Source organism: Mesorhizobium sp. M0243 (assembly GCF_040321775.1).
Lineage (GTDB): Bacteria > Pseudomonadota > Alphaproteobacteria > Rhizobiales > Rhizobiaceae > Mesorhizobium.
Genome location: NZ_JAMYSF010000005.1, coordinates 48,100 through 71,995, shown reverse-complemented (window position 1 = coordinate 71,995; position 23,896 = coordinate 48,100). Strand labels below are relative to the sequence as shown.

Sequence of the window (23,896 nt, the reverse complement as noted above, 5' to 3'; positions counted from 1 at the left end):
GGCGATGACAGGCGCGAATTTCCGGCTGACGACAAAGGACTTCGCCGTCCTCGAGATCATGTTGGAGCGTCGGCGGGCTTTCGCGGATCCGATTGTTCCAATGCTTGAAGACAAGCTTTCCAAAGCCGAGGTCGTCGCGATCGATTCGGTCGGATCCGATATCGTGACGCTGAACAGCAGGCTGGTGTTTCGTGTCGATGCCGGCCCTGCCCAGACCCGGACCCTGGTGCAGAACGAGGTGCGCGGTCCGGTCGGCTCCAGCCTGTCGATCATGACAAGGCGGGGGCTTTGCATGCTCGGCATGGCCGAGGGCCGGACTGCATGGATCGAACAGGCCGACGGCAGGCGGGAGTCGGTCCTGGTCGCAACCGTGCTCTACCAGCCGGAGGCCGCGCGGCGTGCCGTCAGGGAGAGATCCCAAGTCGAGGCGCGACGGCCGCATGGGCTCACCCTCGTCTACAGCGCCGCAGCCGATTGGCGGCCCCTTGGCGAAAGGGCCGGAATGCGGCAGACAGGGGATGACGACCCCGGTCCCACGGCGGCGTGAACAGGCAACACTGCACGATCCCGAAAGTCGGCATCGATTTTCGCCGGGGATCGTGCGCAAATCGGAAATGCGGCCGCGTCCAGGCGTCCCTAGGACGTGCGGCGCGGCAAGGAGTGAACGATGAAGATCATGGTGCTGGGCGGCGGCGTCATCGGAGTGACCACGGCGTACTTCCTTGCCGAGGCCGGCCACGAGGTGACGGTTCTCGACCGCCAGAAAGGCCCGGCGCTGGAAACCAGCTTCGCCAATGCCGGCGAGATTTCGCCCGGCTACGCCTCGCCCTGGGCCGGACCCGGCATTCCGCTGAAGGCGATCAAATGGCTGCTGATGAAGCATGGCCCGCTGGTGGTGCGGCCGGCCTTCGATCCGCATATGTGGACATGGCTGATCAAGATGCTGCGCAACTGCACCGCCGAGCGCTATGCGATCAACAAGGCGCGCATGGTTCCGCTCGCCGAATACAGCCGCGACACGCTGAAGGCGCTGCGCGAAGCGACCGGCATCGCCTATGACGAGCGTACCCAGGGCACGCTGCAGCTGTTCCGTACGCAAAAGCAGCTCGACGGCACCGGCGGCGATGTCGAGGTGCTGAAGAAGTACGGCGTGCCCTACGAGATCCTCGAGCAGGACGGTTGCATCGCGGCTGAGCCTGGCCTTGCCGGGGTGCGCGAAAAGTTCGTCGGCGGCCTCAGGCTGCCGCACGACGAGACCGGCGACTGCAAGATGTTCACCGACAGGCTGGCCGAACTCTGTGTGGCCCGCGGCGTCAAGTTCGAATACGACGTGACGATCTGGCGCGTCATCCGCAGCCGCAACCGCATCGCCAATCTCAGCACCAGCAAAGGCTGGAAGACCGCCGACGCCTATGTGATGGCGCTGGGCAGTTATTCGGCAGGTTTCATGCGCCGGGTGAAGCGGCCGATCCCGGTCTATCCGGTCAAGGGCTATTCGATCACCGTGCCGATCAAGGACGCCGCCGCGGCACCGGTGTCGACGGTGATGGACGAGACCTACAAGGTGGCGATCACCCGGCTCGGCGACCGCATCCGGGTTGGCGGTACGGCCGAGATTTCCGGCTTCGACCTCAGGCTGCACGAATCGCGGCGGCGCACGCTGGAACACTCGGTCGGCGATCTCTTTCCGGGCGCCGGCGCGATGCGGGACGCGACGTTCTGGTGCGGGCTGCGGCCGATGACGCCGGACGGTCCGCCGCTGATCGGCCGCACCGAGCTCTCCAATCTCTATCTCAACACCGGCCACGGCACGCTCGGCTGGACCATGGCTTGCGGCTCGGGCAAGGTTCTGGCCGACATCATCTCCAGCCGGGTGCCGGACATCGATGTCCGCGACCTCGCTCAGGAGCGTTATCTGCGATAAGAGGTCAGAACGCCTGTCGGACCCAGTCCTCGTCGAACAGCAGCCGGTAGGCCCACGGTATCGTCACATTGGTGGCGACCGGGTTCGAGTGGGCGACATAGTCGTCATAGATCGGCTTCATCCTGGTGTAGAAGGCCGGATCGAGCACCATCATGCCGTTCTCCGAGTCGTGAAAGAAGCTGCGGTTGTTGAGATTGACCGACGAGATGGCGACCAGCCTTTCGTCGATCATCATGATCTTGGAATGCAGCACCACGTCAGGCGACTTGAACTCGCGGATGTTGATGCGGTCGCCATATTTCTCGACGAACAGCTTGTTGAGCGCGGTGAGAAACTTGCCGCCGATATCGCCCTTGAGATCGATGCGGCCGACAATGTCGATCCTGACGCCGCGGGCGAGCGCCCGGTCAACAGCCTGGGCAAGCTTGGGCGTCAGGTTGAGGTAGGGGTTGACGATCTGGATATGGTGCCGGGCGGCGTCGACCAGCTCGACGAAATAGTCCTCCAGCGCATGACCATCCTCGTAAGGCACCGAAATGAAGTGTCGTGCCGTGCCTGACGGGCGGGCGCCGTCGGACCGGACCGGAATGGAGAAGGGGCGCGCCAGATTGGTGTCGGCGTCGCGCAGCCACATTGTCGAAAGATGCGCAGCCAGCGTTTCGACCGTGGCCGGATCGGCGAACTCGATGTCGAAGTCGCTCCAGTTCGAATAGTAGTTCAGCGAAAACCCGTCGGTCTTGTCGTATTGCTCAAGGTCTGGATAGCGCGACAGATCGATCGGCTGGTGGAACAGGAAGCCGTCATGGATGTTGCGGCCACCGATGATGGCGCGTGAGCGCCCGGGATCGTCGGCAAGCGTTGCCAGCATCTTGACGTGATGGACCTTGTGCAGTTGTGAGGTCTGCTCGTCGATCGGCGCGCCATGGTCCGCCCGCCAGCGATATTCTTGCAATTCGACATTGGGGAATTCGGCGGCCAGCCGGTGCAGCAGGGCGTCGTCCTTGTCGCGCTCCAGAACGTCGGTGACGATGATGCGGACCTTGGTGCCTAGTGCTGCATGATGGCGGATCAACCGCTCGATGATGCGACCGGAGAAGTCGGCCTTGAACTCCAGCGACGACAGATAGATCAGCTTCAGCCTTGGCGCCCTGGAGAAATCGAGCGGCAGTTCCGGATCGCCCTTGTCGATGGCGCTGTCGGACAGTGGTGCTCCCATCAGCGCCTCGACCTTGGCGTTGAAGCCGTCGCGCGATTTGCGCAGCAGGCGCGGCTTTCCGATCGGCAAGGCACAGGTCTGCGAGAGCCAGCGGCTGGCATAGAAGGCGCGGCTGAGCGGATCGAGGCCGGTTGGGTCTGGCGTCGGGCAACGCTCGTAGCGGCTGTCGAAGGCGGCGAGAGCCGGATCGGCGGTCTCTTCGCGCTGGATGGTGAGCGGCGCGCCGGCCGGGGCAAGGCTGGAGCGGATCCTTGCCGTGCAGCGGTTCAGGCCGTCACTCGGGAACAGGCTGACCGTGTCGTCCTCGCCGGACAGGCGAAAGCGGAATGCGGTGCCCGTGGCGATTGTGCGTGAACCGCCGCCGGCACGGATCGCCAGCGAGCCGTCGCAGGTGCCCTCGATGTCGGCCGGTTGCTTTCCAGCCTGGCGCAGCACGATCTCGACGCTGCGCGCCTGCAGACCGGAGAAATCGAAGATCCTGGGCGTCGAAGGCTGCGCTGCCGCATCGATGTAGAGCGTCTGCCGCGACACCCGCCAGCGTCCGTCGAAATGGCCGTCGCCGCTGCTGCCGCTGGCCGGCGGCAGATGCGTTTCGGCAACCGGCCCGGCCAGTTGCTGCAGTGTCCGGTAAGTCGCCTGGAAATCGCCATTGCGGATCTCATAGCGGTCGTGACCGAAAGGGCCGGTGCCGTTGGCGCGGTCCATCGCGCCGAGCTGGTGGTGGGCGAGCAGCGCCAGGAACCGCTTTTCGTAGTCGCTTGTGCTGGCGTCGCCGAAAAACTGCGCGGCGGCGATCTGCGGCCCGGGTGTCCTGGCCGATAGCGAGGGTCGAGCGCAGGCCGTCTGGCCTTGCAGGAGATCGCAGGCACTGCGACCAGCGCCGCCGGCACAGCCGCCAAGGGCGGCCAGCCCGAATAGAACGAGGGCGACAGGTGCGCGGCCCTTCACCCGGCCGCTCCGGCATTCAGGACGCTCAGTTGCGCCGGGTCACGCGGCGGCATGAAGCCCTGCGGGAAGACCTTGCAGACGGGGATGGCGAAGGTGGCGATCAGCAATTCGGCCTCGCCGCGCATTTTGCGCGGCGCTGTCTTGTCGTCGCGTATCGCTTTCGCGGAGGTGACGAGGGCGCCATCGCAGTCACAATGGTTGTGGCGGGCGATGTAACAGGCGTCATGCGTCCGGCAGGCCGTGTCGAGGCGGTTGACCGGCCGGAACGACAGATCGCCGGTGCGGGTGCCGGGGCCGCAATAATTGCCGAAGACGAAAGGCGAAGGCCGCGCCATGGCGTTGCGGATCGGTTTGGGCAGTTCGCCTCCGGGACCTTCGTCCACGGATTGGCGCAAGCGGAAACGAAAAGCAGCGGCAGGATGGCAAGAACGGCTCGCATGTCTATCCGCGCCAGCTTTCTGAAAGATGTCCCTACGCGGCGACCGCGCGCCTGATGCCACACTCGCCGGTTTTGTGGCAAGGAAAAGGCGCACGGCTAAAGCGCAGCGCGTTTGAAAGGATTCATGCGATGCGCTTTAGCGTCTTTGTTTATGCATGTCGTTCTCCCAAAACCGAGATCACTTTTGGGCGACATGCATCAGACAAACAGGTTTCGCTCCCGCTCCACTGCCTTGGTGATGAAGCTGGCAACGATCTGGACGCGGCGCAGCGGCCTGACCGATTCGTGATAGACCAGCCAGTAGGCACGGCGGATGGGCGCGACAGCATCGACGGACACAAGTTCCGGCATCGAGCGGGCGACGAATGTGTGCAGGATGCCGATGCCGGCGCCCGAGCGCACCGCTTCGGCCTGGCCGAGCGCCGAGGAGATGGCGAAGCTGGTGCGCCAGTCGGCGCTGAATTCGGCCGCGTAGTCGAGCGAGGGACTGACGATGAGGTCCGGCACATAGCCGATCAATGTGTGCTGGCCAAGCTCGGCGGCGGTTTGGGGCAAACCATGCACGTCAGCATAGGCGCGGGAGGCAAACAGGCCGAGCGAGTAGTCGACCAGCTTTCCCGCCACCAGCCGACCCTCCGTCGGCCGCTCGACGGTGATGGCGATGTCGGCCTCGCGCCGCGACAGAGAGAAGGAGCGCGGCACCGGCACCAACTGGATCGTCAGCTCGCGGTGCAGGGCGGTCAGCGCGCCAAGGCGCTTGGCCAGGAAGGCGACACCAAACCCGTCCGGCGCGCCGATGCGCACCGTGCCGGAGACATCGTCGCCTTCGCCGGCAACGGTCGAACGTGCGGCGATCATGTCGCCTTCCATGCGCTCGGCAATGTCGAGAAAGCGCTCGCCGGCAGGCGTCAGCTCGCTGCCGGTGGTCAACCGGCGAAACAGCTTTGTCCGCAGCGCATCCTCGAGTGCGGCGATGCGGCGCGAGACAGTGGCGTGGTTGAGCTCCAGCCGTTTGGCCGCGCCAAGGATCTGGCCGGCGCGCGCCACGGCGAGGAAGATGCGGACGTCATCCCAGTTCATGGGGATGGTCCAGATGACAATTATCGACGCTGTGTTCTTTGGCGCCCCCCTCTGTCCTGCCGGACATCTCCCCCTCTAGGGGGGAGATTGGCAGCTTCGCCGACAGCTCGTCGTTGACTGCCTCGATGATCGGCGAAAGCAGAGGTGACGGCGCAATCTCCCCCCTAGAGGGGGAGATGTCCGGCAGGACAGAGGGGGGCGCGAAGGAACTCAGCCTATCGATCCTTGGGTCGTCGCGTGACCCCGCCATTTGCGGGAATTGATGCTCGCTCGTCAATCGTTATCTATTCTCCGCACAACGGTTGCGTTCTCACTCGCGTTGCCATCCGCCGGCCAAAGGCGGACAATGCAGCATCACAAACAAGGGAGAGAAATCATGATCGACTATGGTCATTTCATCGGCGGCAAGCATGTCGCCGGGACCAGCGGCCGCAAGCAGGATGTCATGCAGCCGATGGACGGCTCCGTGCGCGGCACGGTGGCGCTGGCCTCGCAGGCGGAACTGCGCGCGGCGGTCGAGAATGCCAAGGCAGCGCAGCCGAAATGGGCCGCGACCAACCCGCAGCGCCGCGTGCGCGTGCTGATGAAGTTTCTCGAACTGGTCGCCCGCGACTATGACGAACTGGCCGACATCCTGGCGCGTGAGCATGGCAAGACGATCGCCGACGCCAAGGGCGACATCCAGCGCGGCCTCGAAGTGGTCGAAGTCTGCATCGGCGCGCCGCATATGATGAAGGGCGAATTCACCGACGGCGCCGGCCCCGGCATCGACGTCTATTCGATGCGCCAGCCGCTCGGCGTCGTCGCCGGCATCACGCCGTTCAACTTCCCGGCAATGATCCCGCTGTGGAAGATCGCGCCGGCCATCGCCTGCGGCAACGCCTTCATCCTGAAGCCTTCGGAGCGCGATCCCGGCGTGCCGATGCGCATTGCCGAACTGTTCCTCGAAGCCGGCCTGCCGGCAGGCATCCTCAACGTCGTCAACGGCGACAAGGACGTGGTCGACGCCATCCTCGACGATCCCGACATCAAGGCCATCGGCTTTGTCGGCTCGACGCCGATCGCCCATTACATCTATTCGCGCGGCACGGCCGCCGGCAAGCGCGTGCAGTGCTTCGGCGGCGCCAAGAACCACATGATCATCATGCCCGATGCCGACATGGACCAGACCGTCGATGCGTTGATCGGCGCCGGCTACGGCTCGGCCGGCGAGCGGTGCATGGCGATCTCGGTCGCCGTCCCGGTCGGCAACGATACCGCCAACCGGCTGATGGAAAAACTGATCCCGCGCGTTGAAAGCCTGAAGGTCGGTCCTTCGACGGACTCTTCCGCCGATTTCGGCCCGCTGGTGACGGCGCAGGCATTGGAACGCGTTAAGGGCTATGTTGACACCGGCGTCAAGGAAGGCGCCAAGCTGGTCGTCGACGGCCGCGGCTTCTCGATGCAGGGTTATGAAGACGGCTACTATATGGGTGGCTGCCTGTTCGACAACGTGACCGCCGATATGCGCATCTACAAGGAAGAGATCTTTGGGCCGGTGCTCTCTGTTGTGCGCGCGCCGACCTATGAGAGCGCGATCAAGCTCGCCAACGATCACGAGATGGGCAATGGCGTCGCCATCTTCACCCGTGACGGCGATGCTGCGCGCGACTTTGCAAGCCGTGTCCAGGTCGGCATGGTCGGCATCAACGTGCCGATCCCGGTGCCGATCGCCTACTACACCTTCGGCGGCTGGAAGGCATCTTCCTTCGGCGACCTCAACCAGCATGGCCCGGACGCGTTCCGCTTCTACACCAAGACCAAGACGGTGACCTCGCGCTGGCCGTCCGGCATCAAGGACGGTGCCGAATTCGTCATCCCGACGATGAACTGAGCCGGACAACAAATTGGTTTGGATTCAACGCTCGGGCGCTCGCGCCCGGGCGTTTTTTTGCAATCGGTGGCGACCCTATCCGTTGAACGCTAATGTGATGGAACCAAGTAGCATCTGCCGTCTTGGTTTGCAGTCCTGCCGCAAGGAGGTACGGCAGATCAAGCAATGGCGCTGGCGACAGCTTCGGGGACATCGTCTGGCGCAAGGAGGTGTCAGATGACCCGTCTTGTCGCAACGCTATTTTTCGCGGCGGTTTCCGCGTTTCCGGCCGCCCCGGCGATGGCAGAGCAATGCGCGGCCCGTGCGGATATGATTAAAGCGCTCGGGGAAAAATTCCACGAAAGCGAAGCGGCGCGGGGCCTGGTCAACCCGAGCCTGATTCTTGAGATATTCGTCTCCGACCAGGGCACCTGGACAATTCTTGCCACCGACACGCATGGTCAGAGCTGCGTCATCACGGCAGGCGAAGGCTGGGACGGTCCGTTGATGGCGGCGGCTGCCTTGCCCGGGACTTAACCCGAGCTTCGAGGAAGCGCCAACGACGAGAGCGCACCGGATATAAAAGGACGTTCAGCGCGTGGCGGCCGTCTCGGCGTGGCCGCGCAACAGCGCCATCAGGCGTTTGGCGTCCTTGGCCGCGGCCTCTTCGTCGCCCGCAAGGATCGAGCGGATCAGCGCTACATGGTGCTCGGCGGATTCGGCAAGACCGGTTTCGGCCTTGTAGCGGAACCAGAAGCGGCGGCTGTGGGTCTGCAAGGGGGCGGCCAAACGGGCGGCGAAGGGATTGTCGGCAGCCAGCGCCAGCGCTTCGTCGAGTGCCTTGTCGGCCTGGATGAAGGCAAGCACATTGCCCGAGATCACCGCTTTCTGCATGGCGAGCGCTGCTTCGTGAAACAAGTCGGCGGCTTCGCGGGTGACGAAGCGGGCGGCCGAGCGGGCGAGCACCACCTCGACGCCGCGACGTGCATCGAGGACGCGCAGCCAGTCGCCGGCATGGAGCGGGGCGATGGCGATCCCGGCGCGCGGCCTGATGTCAAGCAGCCCTTCCCAGGCCAACCGCTGGATCGCCTCGCGCACTGGTGTCCTGCCAAGCCCGAGCCTGTCGATCAGAGCGCCCTCGGTGACGAAGCTTGCCGGGGCCAGTTCGAGCGTGACGATCATGTGCTCGAGCACATGGTAGGCCCTGGTCGCGGCTGGCTCCGTCGCGGTGCTTGCTGCCGTGGATATCAAATGCGCTCTCCTGATATATCTTGAATATATCATAACGGAATCCGCATTGACAGCGGGTTTGTTAATAGATATACCACTGATATATCAGATGGAGAGATGATCATGTGGACCGGAGTTTTTCCTGCCGTCACGACCAAATTCACCGCGGATGATCGTCTCGATCATGCCGAGATGGAGCGCTGCTTCAGCCTGCAGATGGAGGCCGGCTGCGACGGCATCATCGTCTGCGGATCGCTCGGCGAGGGGCCGATGCTGTCGCCCGACGAGAAGATCGAGGTGCTGAAGACCGCACAGAAGGTCGCCGGCAAGAAGCCGGTGCTGCTGACCGTCAACGAGGCCGGCACACGCGAGGCGGCCAGCATCGCCAAGCGCGCGAGCCGGGAAGGCGCCAACGGCCTCATGGTCGTGCCGAGCCCGATCTACCACACCAATGCGGAAGAGACGGTTGCAGCGCTTCGTGCGGTCGCCGAGGCGGGCGACCTGCCGGTCATGATCTACTCGAACCGGCTCGCCTACCGTGTCGACGTCACCGTCGACCAGATGGAGGAGCTGGCGTCGGACAAGCGCTTTGTCGCGATCAAGGAATCCTCCGACGACATCCGTCGTTCGACCGAGATCATCAATCGCCTGGGCACCCGCTACGACCTGTTCACCGGCGTCGACAATCTGGCCTTCGAGGCGCTGTCGGTCGGCGCCATCGGCTGGGTCGCGGGACTGGTCACAGCCTTCCCGCGCGAGACCGTCGCCATATTCCAGCTGATGAAGCAGGGCCGCCGCGAGGAGGCGCTCGCCATCTACCGCTGGTTCCGGCCGCTGCTCGATCTCGATGTCTCGACTTACCTGGTCCAAAACATCAAGCTTGCCGAAGTGTTCGCGATCAACACAAATGACCGCGTTCGCATGCCGCGCCAGCCGCTGTCTGGAGAGCGCCGCAAGGCTGTCGAGAAGATCGTCAAGGATGCGCTCGCCGTGCGGCCGACACTGCCGCAGTTCTGAGCTGGTATGAAGCGAGCGGGGCGGAGACTGGGACATGCATGCAGGGGTGACGTACAAAGATGAATAGCGATGTTCCAATCGACATCGCCATCATCGGTGGCGGCATCATCGGCATCTGTGCCGCTGCGTCTCTCGCCGAGGCCGGACGCAGGGCCACCGTCTTCGACCGCACCGGCATTTGCGAGGAGACGAGCTCCGGCAATGCCGCCGCCTTCGCGTTCTCCGACGTGCTGCCGCTGGCCCACAAGGGCATGATCCGGCAGCTGCCGAAATGGCTGGCCGATCCGCTTGGCCCGCTCAGCATTCCGCCCGCCCATCTGCCGAGGCTTCTGCCCTGGCTAATCCGCTTCTGGCGCGCCGGGGCGCCCGGGAAATACGAGGCGAGCCTTGCCGCTCAGGCGGGCATGATGAAGCTCGCCGAGGCGGAGTGGATGGGCTTGCTCGATCGCTCCGGTACGCGGTCGATGCTGCGCGAGGACGGTTCACTGGAGCTCTATGAAAGCGAAGCCGAATTACAGGCCGGGCTGCCTGGCTGGGCGGCGCGTGAGCGTTTCGGCATCGGTTTCCGCCATGTCGAGGGCGAGGAACTGGCCGCCTTGCAGCCGGGGCTGTCGCCGCGCTTCATCAAAGGCACGTTCGTGCCGGGATGGAAGACGGTCGCCGACCCGAAACTGCTGGGCAAGGCGGTGTGGGCCTATGCGCAGGCCAAGGGCGCCCGCTTTGAGCTGGCCCGGATCAGCCAAGTCGCGGCGGATCAGGATGGTGCGACGCTGACGTTGGCAGACGGCACCAAGGCAGGCGCGACAACTTGTCGTCGCCGCCGGCGCATGGTCGCATCTGCTGGCGCGGCAGCTCGGCGATCGCATTCCGCTGGAGACCGAGCGCGGCTACAACACCACGTTGCCGACGAGTGCCTTCGACGTGAAGCGGATGCTGATCTTCTCCGGCCATGGTTTCGTCGTCACGCCGCTCGAAACGGGCATGCGTGTCGGTGGCGCCGTTGAACTCGGCGGCATCGAGCGGCCGCCCAATTATGCCAGGTCGAAAGCGCTGCTGCGGAAGGCACAGAAATTCTTGCCGGGGCTCGATCCCTCGGGTGGGCGCGAATGGATGGGGTTCCGCCCCTCGCTGCCGGATTCAGTGCCCGTCATCGGCGGCGCGCCGGGAAAGCGGTCGGTGGTCTATGCCTTCGGCCATGGCCATCTCGGCCTGACCCAGGCGGCGGCCACCGGACGGTTGATCAGGGATCTTGTCCTGGGGCAGACTCCACCGATCGATCTGGCCCCCTTCAGTCCGCAACGATTTTGATTTTTCGGGTTTTTGATTTTCGAGGAGCGTCATGGCCAAGAAATCCTTCTTCTGCATAGACGGCCACACCTGCGGCAATCCGGTGCGGCTGGTCGCTGGCGGCGGCCCGCTGCTGCAGGGCGCGACTATGATGGAGCGGCGTGCGCATTTTCTGGCCGAGTATGACTGGATCCGCACCGGACTGATGTTCGAGCCGCGCGGCCACGACGTGATGTCCGGCTCGATCCTCTATCCGCCGACGCGCGAGGATTGCGATATCGCCATCCTGTTCATCGAAACCTCCGGCTGCCTGCCGATGTGTGGGCATGGCACCATTGGTACGGTGACGATGGCCATCGAACACGGACTGATCAAGCCGAAGACGCCGGGCGTGCTTCGGCTCGACACGCCGGCCGGCCTTGTCATCGCCGAATACAAACAGGTCGGCGACTATGTCGAGGAGGTGCGCATCACCAATGTGCCGTCCTTCCTCCATGCCGAGGGGCTGACGGTCGAATGCCCTGGGCTCGGCGAAATCACCGTCGATGTCGCCTATGGCGGCAACTTCTACGCCATCGTCGAGCCGCAGGAGAACTATCGCGACATGGCCGATTATTCGGCGGGCGACTTCATCGCCTGGAGCCCGGTGGTGCGCCAGCGGCTCAACGAGAAATATTCCTTCGTCCATCCCGAGAACCCTGGCATCAACCGGCTGTCGCACATGCTGTGGACCGGTGCGCCGACGGTGGATGGCGCGGATGCCCGCAATGCCGTGTTCTACGGCGACAAGGCGATCGACCGCTCGCCCTGCGGCACCGGCACCTCGGCGCGCATGGCGCAGCTTCATGCCAAGGGCAAACTCAAGGCCGGCGACAGCTTCGTCCATGAATCGATCATCGGTTCGCTGTTCAAGGGCAAGGTCGAAAAGGATGTCAGCGTGGCCGGCAAGCCGGCCATCATTCCCTCGATCGGCGGCTGGGCGCGGATGACCGGACTGAACACCATCTTCATCGACGACCGCGACCCGTTCGCTCACGGATTTGTTGTCAAGTGATGGGGATCCTGACCTTGCGGAAAGCAACGGCTTGAAAAATGGATCGTGCCAAAAACGCAAGGATTCCTTTCATCACCTAATTTTGACGGCGATTTCTTCGAAACGGAGCGCATGATGCGGTCGAATCGTCAAAGACATTGCGTTATGCCAATGGTAGGGTCCGCGATAGTCCAGGGGCTGGATGATGGAAAACGGGCAATCGGACAGCGTGCTTCGAAAACACGCATGACGATTGAAAAATGACGTTGCAATCCGGGCTCGAAACTTTACGACTAGGGGAAATACGAAAAGGAATGCGTCTGCATGGGCGACATTCCAGGGGAGCCATGTACACATGCAGTATTTTGTCCAGCAGCTTATCAACGGGCTGACGCTGGGATCGATCTATGGGCTGATCGCGATCGGCTACACGATGGTCTACGGCATCATCGGCATGATCAATTTCGCCCATGGCGACATCTTCATGGTGGGTGCCTTCACGGCACTGATCGTCTTCCTCGCCCTTGGCGCGCTGTTCTATTCGGTGCCGGTTGTGCTGGCGCTGCTGATCATGATGATCGTGGCGATGCTGCTCACCAGCCTCTATAACTGGACGATCGAAAAGGTCGCCTACCGGCCGTTGCGCGGTTCGTTCCGACTGGCCCCGCTGATCACTGCCATCGGCATGTCGATCGCGCTGTCGAACTTCGTCCAGGTGACGCAGGGTCCACGCAACAAGCCGATCCCGCCGATGGTCAGCCAGGTTTACAACATCAACGGCATCAGCGTGTCGCTGAAGCAGATCATCATCGTCGTCGTCACGGCGCTGCTGCTGGCGCTGTTCTGGTATCTGGTCAACAAGACCTCGCTCGGGCGAGCGCAACGGGCCTGTGAGCAGGACCGCAAGATGGCGGCGCTGCTCGGCATCGATGTCGACCGTACCATCTCGATCACCTTCATCATGGGTGCGGCCCTCGCCGCAGTCGCCGGCACTTTGTTCCTGATGTATTACGGCGTCATTGCCTTCTCGGATGGCTTCACGCCGGGCGTGAAGGCCTTCACGGCGGCGGTGCTGGGCGGCATTGGTTCGCTGCCTGGGGCGGTGGTCGGCGGGCTGATGATCGGCTTCATCGAGAGCATGTGGTCGGCCTATTTCTCGATCGACTACAAGGACGTCGCGGCGTTCTCGATCCTGGCCATCGTGCTGATCTTCCTGCCTTCCGGCATATTGGGCCGGCCAGAAGTCGAAAAGGTCTGAGACTATGGCCGTCACCGTATCTCCGGAGCGCGACACCGTCGCCACCCCCATGCAGCGCGCGTTGCGCGAGGCACTTTATGCCGCTGCCATATCGTTCGGCCTGTTCGTGCTGTTCATCGGCCTGAAGACCGGCCAGAACATTTCCAATGAACTGGTCCTGACGACACGCTGGGGCCTGCTTGCCGCCGTGGTGATCGCCACGGCTGTCGGGCGCTTCCTCTATGTCGCTTATGGCCAGCCCTTCCTCGCCAACCAGAAGATCACCGACGTCGCCACCGGCCTGCTGCCGGCCAGCGTGGCGTCACGCTTCTTCCAGTTGCCGGCCTTCATCGTGGCCTTGGTCGCGGCGGTGGTGTTGTTTGCGGTCAACAGCTCTCTCGTCGGATGGGTGGGAGCCGAGCCGGCGGGCTATCTGCAGTTCCTGCGCGCCCTGGCAGTCATCTATGTGCTGGCCTGCGTGATCTATTATTTCCGGGGCTTCATCCATGCTAACTTCACCAAACTCGGCATTGCCGCGCTGATCCTCTATCCGATCCTGGTAGTGGCGATCCTGTCGCTGATGTCCTGGTCGTTCGTCGGCGGTCTGCAAGGTTCGCTGAAATGGGTCGACAATTTCGGCATCCAGATCCTGATCTATGTGATGCTGGCCTGGGGCCTGAACATTGTCGTCGGCCTCGCCGGCCTGCTCGACCTCGGTTATGTCGCTTTCTACGCGGTCGGCGCCTATGCCTATGCGCTGCTCGGCACGCAATACGGCCTGTCGTTCTGGATCCTTTTGCCGGCCGCCGGCGCCATGGCCGCCTTCTGGGGCGTGCTGCTCGGTTTTCCGGTGCTGCGCCTGCGTGGCGACTATCTGGCGATCGTCACCTTGGCTTTCGGTGAGATCATCCGCCTGGTCCTGATCAACTGGCGTGAGGTCACCAACGGTTCGGCCGGTATTTCCGGCATTCCGAAGGTCACCTTCTTCGGCCTGATGACCTTCAACGTGTCGGACCCCAATTACATCGCCAAGGTGCTGCATCTCGCGACATCGAGCGCCTACTACAAGATCTTCCTCTATTACCTGATCCTGGCGCTGGCGCTGCTGACAGCCTTCGTTACCATCCGGCTGCGGCGCATGCCGGTCGGCCGTGCCTGGGAAGCGTTGCGGGAGGACGAGATCGCCTGCCGTTCGCTCGGCATCAACACCACCACTACGAAGCTTACAGCCTTTGCCACGGGTGCGATGTTCGGCGGCTTCGCCGGCGCGTTCTTCGCCGCACGGCAGGGCTTCGTCAGCCCGGAATCCTTCGTCTTCCTGGAATCGGCCATCATCCTGGCCATCGTCGTTCTCGGTGGCATGGGCTCGCTGGTCGGCATCGCGGTCGCCGCAATGGTGATGATCGGCGGTACCGAGGCGTTGCGCGAACTCGACTTCCTCAAGCAGGTCTTCGGACCGGACTTCACACCGGAACTCTACCGCATGCTTCTGTTCGGCATGGCCATGGTCATCGTCATGCTGTGGAAGCCGCGCGGCTTCGTCGGCAGTCGTGAACCAACCGCCTTCCTCAAGGAGCGAAAGGCTGTCTCAAGCTCCTTCACCAAGGAGGGACACGGCTGATGAATGCGAACCCTGTTCAGAAAGCCACTTCGGGCACGAACGACGCTATCCTGCAGGTCGATCATCTGTCGATGAAGTTCGGTGGTCTGGTGGCCATCGGCGATCTGTCTTTCGCCGCCAAGCGCGGCGAGATCACCGCGCTGATCGGCCCCAATGGCGCCGGCAAGACCACGGTGTTCAACTGCATCACCGGCTTCTACAAGCCCTCGGAAGGCATGATCACGCTCAACCGGAACGATGGTTCGACCTTCCTGCTCGAGCGGCTGCCCAACCATGAAATCCCGGCGCGCGCCAAGGTGGCGCGCACCTTCCAGAACATCCGCCTGTTCTCCGGCATGACCCTGCTGGAGAACCTGCTGGTCGCCCAGCACAACAAACTGATGAAGGCATCGGGCTACACGGTGCTTGGCCTGTTCGGCTTCAGCGGCTATCGCAAGGCCTCGGCCGAATCGGTGGAGCTCGCCAAGCATTGGCTGGAAAAGGCCGATCTTGTCGACCGTGCCGACGACCCGGCCGGCGACCTGCCCTATGGCGCGCAGCGCCGTCTCGAAATCGCTCGCGCCATGTGCACGGGACCCGAGCTTCTGTGCCTCGATGAACCGGCGGCCGGCCTCAATCCGAAGGAATCGGCGGCGCTCAACGAGCTGCTGATCGACATCAAGAACACATCTGGCACCTCGATCCTGTTGATCGAGCACGACATGTCGGTGGTCATGCAAATCTCCGACCATGTCGTGGTGCTGGAGTATGGCCGCAAGATTTCCGACGGCAGCCCGCAGTCCGTGCGCACAGATCCGCGCGTCATCGCCGCCTATCTCGGCGTCGACGACGAAGAAGTCGAAGCCGTCCTTACCGAAGTCGGCGACGAAGATGTCATTGAACAGCTGGATACAGGGCCGGATGCCGCGCATGGTCCGGGAACATCGTCGTCCTATCTTGCCGGGCCGGTGACCGACACGGTCGGCCACAGTTCGGGCGAGCGGGTTACGGTGGCCAAGGGAGCGTCAAAGGCCGGTCAGGTCGACGCCAGGTCGCTCGCCGCGGCAAACAAGGCAGCCTCGCTGGCAGCCGTACCGGCGGCGAAGGCAAAGCCTGCTCCGAAAGCGGCTTCAAAGGCGGCAACCGGCACGGCGGCGAAGTCGACCGCGTCGGCCAAGCCGGCAGTCAAGGCCACGGCGAAGGCTGGAGAGATCTCCAATCGGCTGGCGGCGCCTCGCGGCGGCAAGGCCGATAATTTGACCCGCATCAAGGTCATCGGTACGGTCAACGAGAAGAAGCTCAACGATCACGGCATCTTCCACTTCGACCAGATCGGCGCCTGGAAAAAGGCCGACGTCGAGGCCGCCGAAGCCTATCTCGCCTTTGACGGACGTATCGCGCGCGAGGAATGGGTCAAACAGGCCAGGTTGCTCGGCCAAGGCAAGGACACGGAATTCTCGCGCCGCGTCGATGCGGGCAAGGTGGCGACAAGCCATGCTTCCGCAAAGACTGCAAAGGCAGCCTCCGGAAAGACCGCGAGCAAGACCGCTGCCAAGCCCGTGGCGGGCAAGCGCGGAGGGGGCAAGTGATGGCCGCGACAACGCTGCTCGATATCAAGGGCGTGCAGACTTACTACGGCAACATCCGAGCCTTGAACGGCGTCGATGTCACTGTGAAGGAAGGTGAGATCGTGGCGCTGATCGGTGCCAATGGCGCCGGCAAGTCGACGCTGATGATGACCATTTTCGGCGCGCCGCGGGCTCGCGCCGGCACCATCACCTTTGCCGGCACCGACATAACCCAGATGCCGACGCACGAGATCGCGCGCATGCGCATTGCCCAGTCGCCCGAGGGCCGGCGGATCTTTCCGCGCATGACGGTGATGGAAAACCTGCAGATGGGCGCCAGCCTCGACAACCTCAAGCATTATGACGAGGACGTCGAGAAGGTGTTCACGCTGTTCCCGCGTTTGAAAGAGCGCATCACCCAGCGCGGCGGCACGCTGTCGGGCGGTGAGCAGCAGATGCTGTCGATCGGACGCGCGCTGATGGCACGACCGAAGCTGCTTTTGCTCGACGAGCCGTCGCTGGGTCTCGCGCCGCTGATCGTCAAGCAGATCTTCGACGCCATCCGCGAACTGAACCGCACCCAGGGGCTGACCGTGTTCCTGGTCGAGCAGAACGCCTTCGGCGCGCTCAAGCTCGCCACGCGCGGCTACGTCATGGTCAACGGCAATGTGACGATGAGCGGCACCGGCAAGGAGCTGCTCGCCAATCCGGAAGTGCGCGCCGCCTATCTCGAAGGCGGACACCACTGAGTTCGGAGCGGAATGCGTGCATTCGCCATTCCGCTCCAGATTGTTTGTTTGTCGCATGATCTTGTCCGGAAAGTCCGCAACTTTTCGGGATCATGCTAAGGAGACTTCACCATGCAGGGCATTCTTTACGAGGAACCCTCGATCTGGCAGTTCTTCTTCGTCACCTGTCTGCTCGGCGGCTGGGCGGCGTGGATGACCGGCAAGGCCAGTGCTCAGACGTGGCGCAGCTTCATCCAGCTGTTCGCCTATATGCTGGGCCTCGGCATCGCGATCCGCTTCATCCATCACGCGCTGTTCGGCGGCACCATGTTCTCGCTGCACTATTATGTCGTCGACACCATCGTGCTGATGATCCTCGGCTTCGTCGGCTATCAATACACGCGCACCAACCAGATGGTGACACAGTATAATTGGCTCTACGAAAGAGCTTCACTCTTGAGCTGGAAACCGAAAGGCTGACGTTCATCATTAACGCCGTCTCGAAATTGAATCGGCGTGACAAGTGCCTGAAAATCGGCAAACTATGCTTTCTGCGATAAGGGTGGGCATCGCATGAAAGCTTCATCCACGCCCACTCCGTAAATGGGAGCGTTTAAATGAAAAAGTCACTTTTGTCCGCCGTCGCCCTGACCGCGCTGGTCGCGTTCGGCGGCAACGCGTGGGCTGACGTCATGTTCGGCGTCGCCGGTCCGATCACCGGTCCGAACGCCGCCTTCGGCGCACAGCTTCAGAAGGGTGCGGAAGCGGCCGTCGCCGACATCAATGCCAAGGGCGGCATCAACGGCGAGCAGATCAAGCTCGAAGTCGGCGACGACGTCTCCGATCCGAAGCAGGGCATCTCGGTTGCGAACAAGTTCGTCGGCGACGGCGTCAAGTTCGTGGTCGGCCACTTCAACTCGGGCGTTTCGATTCCGGCTTCGGAAGTCTATGCGGAAAACGGCATTGTCGAAGTGACGCCGGCCGCGACCAACCCGCAGTTCACCGAGCGCGGCCTGTGGAATGTGTTCCGCACCTGCGGACGCGATGACCAGCAGGGTAGCATTGCCGGTGCTTATCTCGCCGCGAACTTCAAGGACGCCAAGATCGCCGTCATCCACGACAAGACCACCTATGGCCAGGGTCTTGCCGACGAAACCAAGAAGGCAATGAATGCCAAGGGCCTGACGGAAGTCATGTATGAAGGCATCAATGTCGGCGACAAGGACTTCTCGGCGCTGATCGCCAAGATGAAGGAAGCCGGCGTTTCGATCATCTACTGGGGCGGCCTGCACACCGAAGCAGGCCTGATCATCCGCCAGGCGGCCGACCAGGGCCTCAAGGCGACACTGATTTCCGGCGACGGCATCGTGTCGAACGAACTGGCTTCGATCGCGGGCGACGCTGTTGCAGGCACGCTCAACACGTTCGGTCCGGATCCGCGCCTGATCCCCGCCAACAAGGAACTCGTCGAGAAGTTCCGCGCGCAGGGTTTCGAACCGGAAGCCTATACGCTCTACTCCTACGCCGCAGTACAGGCTATCGCCGAGGCAGCGACCGCTGCCAAGTCGAACGACCCGCAGGCAGTTGCCAAGGCGCTGCATGAAAACGGCCCGTTCAAGACCGTGCTCGGCGATCTGTCCTATGACGCCAAGGGCGACCCGACGCTGCCCGGCTACGTGATGTACGAATGGAAGAAGGGCGACGACGGCAAGTACACCTACATCCAGAAGATGTAAGACTCGTCAGTCTCCAGACCGTTTGCGGATGCCCGGCGCCTCGCGCCGGGCATTTTCTTTTGCCATTCAGGGGGCGACCGATGGAGCCGGGTCCCTTAGCCGGGAATGATCGTGCGTCACGGCAGAGCCGGCGCTTTTTCTGGCTGTTTGGATGAATGCGATGGCCTCTGGCGCAATGATTCCATTTCAATCGGTTTAAATGCGCGTCAAATTTGTTTGCACTGCAGCATTTTCACGCTAATCATTGCGCCGATTTCTCTTCCTTCCGTTGCTGGAGCCCAGTCCTTGGCCATCACGAAGATCCTCGTCGCCAACCGGTCCGAAATCGCCATTCGCGTCTTTCGCGCGGCCAACGAACTCGGCCTCAAAACCGTGGCGATCTGGGCCGAAGAAGACAAATACTCCCTGCATCGCTTCAAGGCCGACGAGAGCTACCAGGTCGGGCGCGGACCGCATCTGACCCGGGACATGGGGCCGATCGAAAGCTATCTGTCGATCGAGGAGGTGATCCGCGTCGCCAGGCTGTCGGGTGCCGATGCTATCCATCCCGGCTACGGATTGTTGTCGGAAAGTCCCGAATTCGCCGACGCCTGTGCCGAAGCCGGCATTACCTTCATCGGGCCGAAGCCGGACACAATGCGGCGGCTCGGCAACAAGGTCGCGGCGCGCAATCTCGCCATCGAGGTCGGGGTGCCGGTGATCCCCGCCACCGATCCGTTGCCGGATGACATGGAGGCGGTCAAGAAACTGGCCAAGGGAATCGGCTATCCCGTGATGCTGAAGGCATCATGGGGTGGCGGCGGCCGCGGCATGCGCGCCATCCGCGCCGAAGCCGACCTTGCCCGTGAAGTCACCGAAGGCAAGCGTGAGGCGAAAGCCGCCTTCGGCAAGGACGAGGTCTATCTCGAAAAGCTGATCGAACGCGCGCGCCATGTCGAGGTGCAGGTGCTGGGCGACACCCATGGCAATGCGGTGCACCTGTTCGAGCGCGACTGTTCGATCCAGCGCCGCAACCAGAAGGTCGTCGAGCGGGCGCCGGCGCCCTATCTCGAAATGTCGCAGCGCGAGGAGCTTTGCGGCCATGCGCTGAAGATCGCCCGCGAGACCAGTTATATCGGCGCCGGCACGGTCGAGTTCCTGCAGGATGCCGACACCGGCAAATTCTATTTCATCGAGGTCAACCCGCGCATCCAGGTCGAGCACACCGTCACCGAGCAGGTGACCGGCATCGATATCGTCAAGGCGCAGATCCATATCCTCGACGGCTTTGCCATCGGCACACCGGAATCAGGCGTGCCGGCGCAGAAGGACATAAGGCTGAACGGCCACGCGCTGCAGTGCCGCATCACCACGGAAGACCCCGAGCACAATTTCATCCCCGATTACGGACGCATTACCGCCTATCGCGGCGCAACAGGCTTCGGCATCCGCCTCGATGGCGGCACCGCCTATTCGGGCGCTGTCATCACCCGCTTCTACGATCCGCTGCTGGAGAAGGTGACGGCGTGGGCGCCGACGCCGGCCGAGACGATCGCCCGCATGAACCGGGCGCTGCGCGAGTTCCGCATCCGCGGCGTCGCCACCAATCTGACCTTCCTCGAAGCGATCATCAACCACCCGAGCTTCGCCGACAATTCCTACACGACCAAGTTCATCGACACGACGCCGGAACTGTTCCAGCAGGTCAAGCGCCAGGACCGCGCCACCAAGCTCATCAACTATCTCGCCGACGTCAGCGTCAACGGCCATCCCGAGACGCGCGGCCGGCCGCAGCCGAAGGCCGATGCGGCCGCACCCGTGGTGCCTTACCTCAACGGCAATGTGCCCGGCGGCAGCAAGCAGAAGCTGGATGTGCTCGGGCCGGAGAAGTTCGCCGCCTGGATGCGCGATCAGAGGCAAGTGCTGGTCACGGACACGACGATGCGCGATGGCCACCAGTCGTTGCTCGCCACGCGTGTGCGAACGCATGACATTGCCGGCATCGCCGGTACCTATGCGCGTGCCTTGCCGCAGCTTCTATCGCTGGAATGCTGGGGCGGCGCCACCTTCGATGTCGCCATGCGCTTCCTCACCGAGGATCCGTGGGAGCGGCTGTCGCTGGTGCGCGAGGCGGCGCCCAATCTGCTGTTGCAGATGCTACTGCGCGGCGCCAATGGCGTCGGCTACACCAACTATCCCGACAATGTCGTGCAGCATTTCGTCAAGCAGGCAGCAAGCGGTGGCATCGACCTGTTCCGGGTCTTCGATTGCCTGAACTGGGTCGACAATATGCGCGTCGCCATGGATGCGGTCGGCGCCGAGGGTAAGCTGATCGAAGCGGCGATCTGCTACACCGGCGACATCCTCGATCCGGCGCGGGCGAAATACGACCTCAAATACTATGTCGGCCTGGCCAAGGAATTGCAGGCGGCCGGCGCCCACATCATTGCCGTCAAGGACATGGCCGGACTGCTGAAGCCGGCGGCGGCACGCGTGCTGTTCAAGGCGCTGCGCGAGGCGACCGACCTGCCGATCCATTTCCACACCCACGACACGTCGGGCCTGTCGGCGGCGACGGTGCTGGCGGCGGTGGAAAGCGGCGTCGACGCCATAGACGCGGCGATGGATGCTTTCTCCGGCAACACCTCGCAGCCATGCCTTGGCTCGCTCGTCGAGGCGCTGAAGGGCACAGAACGCGACCCCGGTCTCGACCCGCAATGGATCAGGAAAATCTCGTTCTACTGGGAAGCGGTGCGCAACCAGTACGCCGCCTTTGAAAGCGACCTCAAGGGGCCAGCTTCGGAAGTCTATCTGCACGAGATGCCGGGCGGGCAGTTCACCAATTTGAAGGAACAGGCGCGCTCGCTCGGACTGGAGACGCGCTGGCACGAGGTGGCGCAGACCTATCACGACGTCAATCGGATGTTCGGCGACATCGTCAAGGTGACGCCGTCCTCCAAGGTCGTCGGCGACATGGCATTGATGATGGTCAGCCAGGATCTCACCGTTGCCGATGTCGAAAACCCGGACAAGGATATCGCATTCCCGGATTCGGTCGTCTCGATGCTGCGCGGCGACCTTGGCCAGTCGCCAGGCGGGTGGCCGGCGGCGCTGCAGGGGAAGGCGCTGAAGGGCGACAAGCCGATCACGGTGCGGCCCGGCTCACTGCTCAAGCCAGCCGACCTAAAGGCCAACCGCAAGGAAATCGAGGAGAAGCTCGAGCGCAAGCTATCGGAGTTCGAATTCGCCTCGTGGCTGATGTATCCAAAGGTGTTTACGGATTTCGCCGGAGCGCAGGAAACCTATGGGCCGGTCAGCGTCCTGCCGACGCCGACCTATTTCTACGGCATGAAGCCGGAAGACGAGATCTTCGTCGACATCGAGAAGGGCAAGACGCTGGTGGTCCGATGCCTTGCCATCGGCGATGTCGACGAAAAGGGCATGGTCACCGTGTTCTTCGAGCTCAACGGCCAGCCGCGTCGTGTCAAGGTGCCCGACCGGGCGCATGGCGCGTCCGCCGCCAAAGCCCGCCGCAAGGCCGAACCCGGCAACGAGGCGCATGTCGGCGCACCGATGCCGGGCGTCGTCTCGGCGCTTTCGGTGGCTGCCGGCCAGGCTGTGAAGGCCGGTGACGTGCTGCTTTCCATCGAAGCGATGAAGATGGAGACGGCGCTGCATGCCGAGCGCGACGGCACCGTTGCCGAGGTGCTGGTCAAGGCGGGCGACCAGATCGATGCCAAGGATCTGCTGATCGCTTTCAATTAGAGTTCGCAAAACGGACCGGTTGTCGGCTTCTGGCGGCAGCCCGCGTGGCTTGGTCGATAACGGCTTGACCCGCCGCCGCCGGTCGGGCATCGAACCGGCTCAAATTTTGCCGCAGTCGTCCGCGAGTCGCGGAGCCGATGCTTTTGGAGAAAAATATGGCCGACGATATCACCGATACCAGCCAGACTGTTGCCGCCGGCCAGCTGCGTGCCTTCATCGAGCGCATAGAGCGGCTCGAGGAAGAGAAGAAAACCATTTCTGACGATATCAAGGAAGTGTTCGCCGAGGCCAAGGGCACTGGGTTCGACACCAAGGCGATGCGCACGATCATCCGGCTGCGCAAGAAGGACCAGGCCGAGCGGCAGGAAGAGGAAACCATCCTCGATCTGTATAAGGCCGCACTCGGCATGGTGTAAGATCAGCCGGCCCCGGCACCGACACGGTTGCCGGAGATACGGTTTAAGCCATGAGCGAATTCGACTTCGGCGCCCGCCGCGCCTCTGAATTCCGCCAGCGCGGCTTCTGGACGCTGTTCGCTGAGCGGCATCCGGAAGAAAGGGCTCTGATGGCGCGGCGCGGACCCTGGTTCTGGCAGCGCGGGCTGCCCGACTTCGCCTTGGTCCTTTCCATGTATGTCGCGCCGGCGCAGAACCAGGTCGGCGTCTTCTTCGGTCGCAACGAGAAGTTCGGCGCCACGCAAGCCTGGTCGCGGCTGAAGCCGTTTCAGCGTGAAATCGAAGACAGGCTGAAGCTCAGGCCGGAACAGAGTTGCGAGGGCCTCGGCATCAATTCGATGTGGCGGGTGAACTGCTATGCCGAGGACAACTGGCCAGCCATGGCCGACTGGCTGGTGACCGAATGTTCGCGCTTCGAGCGTGCGGTAACCGAAGTCCTGGGGCAGGGATAGATATCCGGTGTTGCCAGAAGGTATCGGCTCCTTTTTCCGCTCACGCTGGCAAGGCCAGGTGCCGCTCGACCGGCTGTTCTGGCGCGACCTTGTCCTCGTCGGCACCGCGGTCAGCATCGTCGCATCGGTGCTGGCGCTCGTCTTGCTCGGATTGAAGTTGCCGCTCGGGCTTGTGCTGGCAGTGCATTTCGCGTCGGTGCCCTACAGCCTGTTCCTGACCTTGGCGGTGTGGCGGACCACCGAAAAGATTCCCGGGGCCAAGGCCTGGATGATGACGCTGGGCGCCACGCTGTGGCTGGTGGCGATGATCGTGGTCTGATCGTCTGCCCAGAGGGGGGCGACGGATATTT

At 63.0% G+C, this 23,896-nt stretch carries 20 protein-coding genes and 1 pseudogene; 17 read left to right on the top strand and 4 right to left on the bottom strand.

Features of this window, described 5'->3' with window-relative positions; translation table 11 throughout:
• Window positions 1-4 precede the first annotated feature (4 nt).
• Together NKJ11_RS08370 and NKJ11_RS08365 are read left to right on the top strand one after the other, a co-directional pair.
• Window positions 5-547: a GreA/GreB family elongation factor gene (locus NKJ11_RS08370; RefSeq protein WP_352677044.1), complete on the top strand. Its 543-nt coding sequence runs from the start codon at window positions 5-7 to the stop codon at window positions 545-547.
• A 120-nt stretch (window positions 548-667) separates the two neighbouring features.
• Window positions 668-1,924, top strand: a complete 1,257-nt coding sequence (locus tag NKJ11_RS08365; protein WP_128304957.1) for a D-amino acid dehydrogenase — start codon at window positions 668-670, stop codon at window positions 1,922-1,924.
• Window positions 1,925-1,928: 4 nt separating this feature from the next.
• Here the strand turns inward: NKJ11_RS08365 and NKJ11_RS08360 are convergent, their stop codons facing one another.
• From NKJ11_RS08360 to NKJ11_RS08350, 3 genes are all read right to left on the bottom strand, one after another.
• Window positions 1,929-4,088 carry a phospholipase D-like domain-containing protein gene (locus NKJ11_RS08360; protein ID WP_352793047.1) on the bottom strand — a complete coding sequence of 720 codons (2,160 nt, stop codon included), beginning with the start codon at window positions 4,086-4,088 and terminating at the stop codon, window positions 1,929-1,931.
• Complete coding sequence (locus NKJ11_RS08355) at window positions 4,085-4,471, bottom strand: phospholipase A2 family protein (RefSeq protein ID WP_352793046.1); 387 nt, start codon at window positions 4,469-4,471, stop codon at window positions 4,085-4,087. Before NKJ11_RS08355 ends, NKJ11_RS08360 begins: the two co-directional genes overlap by 4 nt.
• A gap of 254 nt (window positions 4,472-4,725) precedes the next feature.
• A complete protein-coding gene (locus tag NKJ11_RS08350) occupies window positions 4,726-5,607 on the bottom strand; it encodes a LysR family transcriptional regulator (protein WP_023811795.1) in 882 nt (293 codons plus the stop codon).
• A gap of 376 nt (window positions 5,608-5,983) precedes the next feature.
• Here NKJ11_RS08350 and NKJ11_RS08345 point away from each other — a divergent pair, with 376 nt between their 5' ends.
• Both NKJ11_RS08345 and NKJ11_RS08340 read left to right on the top strand, forming a co-directional pair.
• Window positions 5,984-7,480: a CoA-acylating methylmalonate-semialdehyde dehydrogenase gene (locus tag NKJ11_RS08345; RefSeq protein ID WP_023811796.1), complete on the top strand. Its 1,497-nt coding sequence runs from the start codon at window positions 5,984-5,986 to the stop codon at window positions 7,478-7,480.
• A 216-nt stretch (window positions 7,481-7,696) separates the two neighbouring features.
• Window positions 7,697-7,996, top strand: a complete 300-nt coding sequence (locus NKJ11_RS08340) for a hypothetical protein (RefSeq protein ID WP_023811797.1) — start codon at window positions 7,697-7,699, stop codon at window positions 7,994-7,996.
• A gap of 54 nt (window positions 7,997-8,050) precedes the next feature.
• On the opposite strand, the gene NKJ11_RS08335 is transcribed toward NKJ11_RS08340, so the two are convergent.
• A complete protein-coding gene (locus tag NKJ11_RS08335) occupies window positions 8,051-8,743 on the bottom strand; it encodes a GntR family transcriptional regulator (protein ID WP_352722972.1) in 693 nt (230 codons plus the stop codon).
• Window positions 8,744-8,812: 69 nt separating this feature from the next.
• Here NKJ11_RS08335 and NKJ11_RS08330 point away from each other — a divergent pair, with 69 nt between their 5' ends.
• From NKJ11_RS08330 to NKJ11_RS08270, 13 genes and pseudogenes are all read left to right on the top strand, one after another.
• Window positions 8,813-9,706: a dihydrodipicolinate synthase family protein gene (locus NKJ11_RS08330; RefSeq protein ID WP_023811799.1), complete on the top strand. Its 894-nt coding sequence runs from the start codon at window positions 8,813-8,815 to the stop codon at window positions 9,704-9,706.
• Window positions 9,707-9,765: 59 nt separating this feature from the next.
• Window positions 9,766-11,014, top strand: a pseudogene (locus NKJ11_RS08325) (NAD(P)/FAD-dependent oxidoreductase).
• 31 nt (window positions 11,015-11,045) lie between these two features.
• Entirely contained in the window at window positions 11,046-12,047 is a 1,002-nt protein-coding gene (locus tag NKJ11_RS08320) for a 4-hydroxyproline epimerase (protein WP_023811801.1), read from the top strand.
• Window positions 12,048-12,381: 334 nt separating this feature from the next.
• Window positions 12,382-13,284, top strand: coding sequence for a branched-chain amino acid ABC transporter permease (locus tag NKJ11_RS08315; protein ID WP_013529092.1), 903 nt, complete (start codon window positions 12,382-12,384; stop codon window positions 13,282-13,284).
• A 4-nt stretch (window positions 13,285-13,288) separates the two neighbouring features.
• On the top strand, window positions 13,289-14,884 hold the full coding sequence (livM, locus tag NKJ11_RS08310) for a high-affinity branched-chain amino acid ABC transporter permease LivM (protein WP_023811802.1): 1,596 nt from the start codon (window positions 13,289-13,291) through the stop codon (window positions 14,882-14,884).
• Window positions 14,884-16,452: an ATP-binding cassette domain-containing protein gene (locus NKJ11_RS08305; RefSeq protein ID WP_352793044.1), complete on the top strand. Its 1,569-nt coding sequence runs from the start codon at window positions 14,884-14,886 to the stop codon at window positions 16,450-16,452. The genes livM and NKJ11_RS08305 overlap by 1 nt, the downstream gene beginning before the upstream one ends.
• A complete protein-coding gene (locus tag NKJ11_RS08300; RefSeq protein ID WP_127296224.1) occupies window positions 16,452-17,180 on the top strand; it encodes an ABC transporter ATP-binding protein in 729 nt (242 codons plus the stop codon). Before NKJ11_RS08305 ends, NKJ11_RS08300 begins: the two co-directional genes overlap by 1 nt.
• A 111-nt stretch (window positions 17,181-17,291) precedes the next feature.
• Entirely contained in the window at window positions 17,292-17,639 is a 348-nt protein-coding gene (locus NKJ11_RS08295; RefSeq protein WP_023811804.1) for a DUF6867 family protein, read from the top strand.
• Between the two features lie 137 nt (window positions 17,640-17,776).
• Window positions 17,777-18,895: a branched-chain amino acid ABC transporter substrate-binding protein gene (locus NKJ11_RS08290; protein ID WP_023811805.1), complete on the top strand. Its 1,119-nt coding sequence runs from the start codon at window positions 17,777-17,779 to the stop codon at window positions 18,893-18,895.
• Window positions 18,896-19,180: 285 nt separating this feature from the next.
• The gene (gene pyc / locus NKJ11_RS08285) at window positions 19,181-22,639 is read left to right on the top strand and encodes a pyruvate carboxylase (protein WP_352793042.1); all 3,459 of its coding nucleotides are present in this window, start codon (window positions 19,181-19,183) and stop codon (window positions 22,637-22,639) included.
• A gap of 155 nt (window positions 22,640-22,794) precedes the next feature.
• Window positions 22,795-23,055 carry a DUF2312 domain-containing protein gene (locus NKJ11_RS08280; protein ID WP_013529099.1) on the top strand — a complete coding sequence of 87 codons (261 nt, stop codon included), beginning with the start codon at window positions 22,795-22,797 and terminating at the stop codon, window positions 23,053-23,055.
• 50 nt (window positions 23,056-23,105) lie between these two features.
• Window positions 23,106-23,546 (top strand): hypothetical protein, encoded by a 441-nt coding sequence (locus NKJ11_RS08275; protein WP_127296220.1) that lies wholly within the window; start codon window positions 23,106-23,108, stop codon window positions 23,544-23,546.
• Between the two features lie 7 nt (window positions 23,547-23,553).
• The gene (locus NKJ11_RS08270; protein WP_127296219.1) at window positions 23,554-23,865 is read left to right on the top strand and encodes a hypothetical protein; all 312 of its coding nucleotides are present in this window, start codon (window positions 23,554-23,556) and stop codon (window positions 23,863-23,865) included.
• Window positions 23,866-23,896 lie beyond the last annotated feature (31 nt).

Excerpts from the sequence above, each read along its gene's own strand:
- NKJ11_RS08370 (WP_352677044.1), top strand. The coding sequence starts at position 5 with ATGACAGGCGCGAATTTCCGGCTGACGACAAAGGACTTCGCCGTCCTC.
- NKJ11_RS08365 (WP_128304957.1), top strand. The coding sequence starts at position 668 with ATGAAGATCATGGTGCTGGGCGGCGGCGTCATCGGAGTGACCACGGCG.
- NKJ11_RS08350 (WP_023811795.1), bottom strand. The coding sequence starts at position 5,607 with ATGAACTGGGATGACGTCCGCATCTTCCTCGCCGTGGCGCGCGCCGGC.
- NKJ11_RS08345 (WP_023811796.1), top strand. The coding sequence starts at position 5,984 with ATGATCGACTATGGTCATTTCATCGGCGGCAAGCATGTCGCCGGGACC.
- NKJ11_RS08340 (WP_023811797.1), top strand. The coding sequence starts at position 7,697 with ATGACCCGTCTTGTCGCAACGCTATTTTTCGCGGCGGTTTCCGCGTTT.
- NKJ11_RS08335 (WP_352722972.1), bottom strand. The coding sequence starts at position 8,743 with ATGATATATTCAAGATATATCAGGAGAGCGCATTTGATATCCACGGCA.
- NKJ11_RS08330 (WP_023811799.1), top strand. The coding sequence starts at position 8,813 with ATGTGGACCGGAGTTTTTCCTGCCGTCACGACCAAATTCACCGCGGAT.
- NKJ11_RS08320 (WP_023811801.1), top strand. The coding sequence starts at position 11,046 with ATGGCCAAGAAATCCTTCTTCTGCATAGACGGCCACACCTGCGGCAAT.
- NKJ11_RS08315 (WP_013529092.1), top strand. The coding sequence starts at position 12,382 with ATGCAGTATTTTGTCCAGCAGCTTATCAACGGGCTGACGCTGGGATCG.
- livM (WP_023811802.1), top strand. The coding sequence starts at position 13,289 with ATGGCCGTCACCGTATCTCCGGAGCGCGACACCGTCGCCACCCCCATG.
- NKJ11_RS08305 (WP_352793044.1), top strand. The coding sequence starts at position 14,884 with ATGAATGCGAACCCTGTTCAGAAAGCCACTTCGGGCACGAACGACGCT.
- NKJ11_RS08300 (WP_127296224.1), top strand. The coding sequence starts at position 16,452 with ATGGCCGCGACAACGCTGCTCGATATCAAGGGCGTGCAGACTTACTAC.
- NKJ11_RS08295 (WP_023811804.1), top strand. The coding sequence starts at position 17,292 with ATGCAGGGCATTCTTTACGAGGAACCCTCGATCTGGCAGTTCTTCTTC.
- NKJ11_RS08290 (WP_023811805.1), top strand. The coding sequence starts at position 17,777 with ATGAAAAAGTCACTTTTGTCCGCCGTCGCCCTGACCGCGCTGGTCGCG.
- NKJ11_RS08280 (WP_013529099.1), top strand. The coding sequence starts at position 22,795 with ATGGCCGACGATATCACCGATACCAGCCAGACTGTTGCCGCCGGCCAG.
- NKJ11_RS08275 (WP_127296220.1), top strand. The coding sequence starts at position 23,106 with ATGAGCGAATTCGACTTCGGCGCCCGCCGCGCCTCTGAATTCCGCCAG.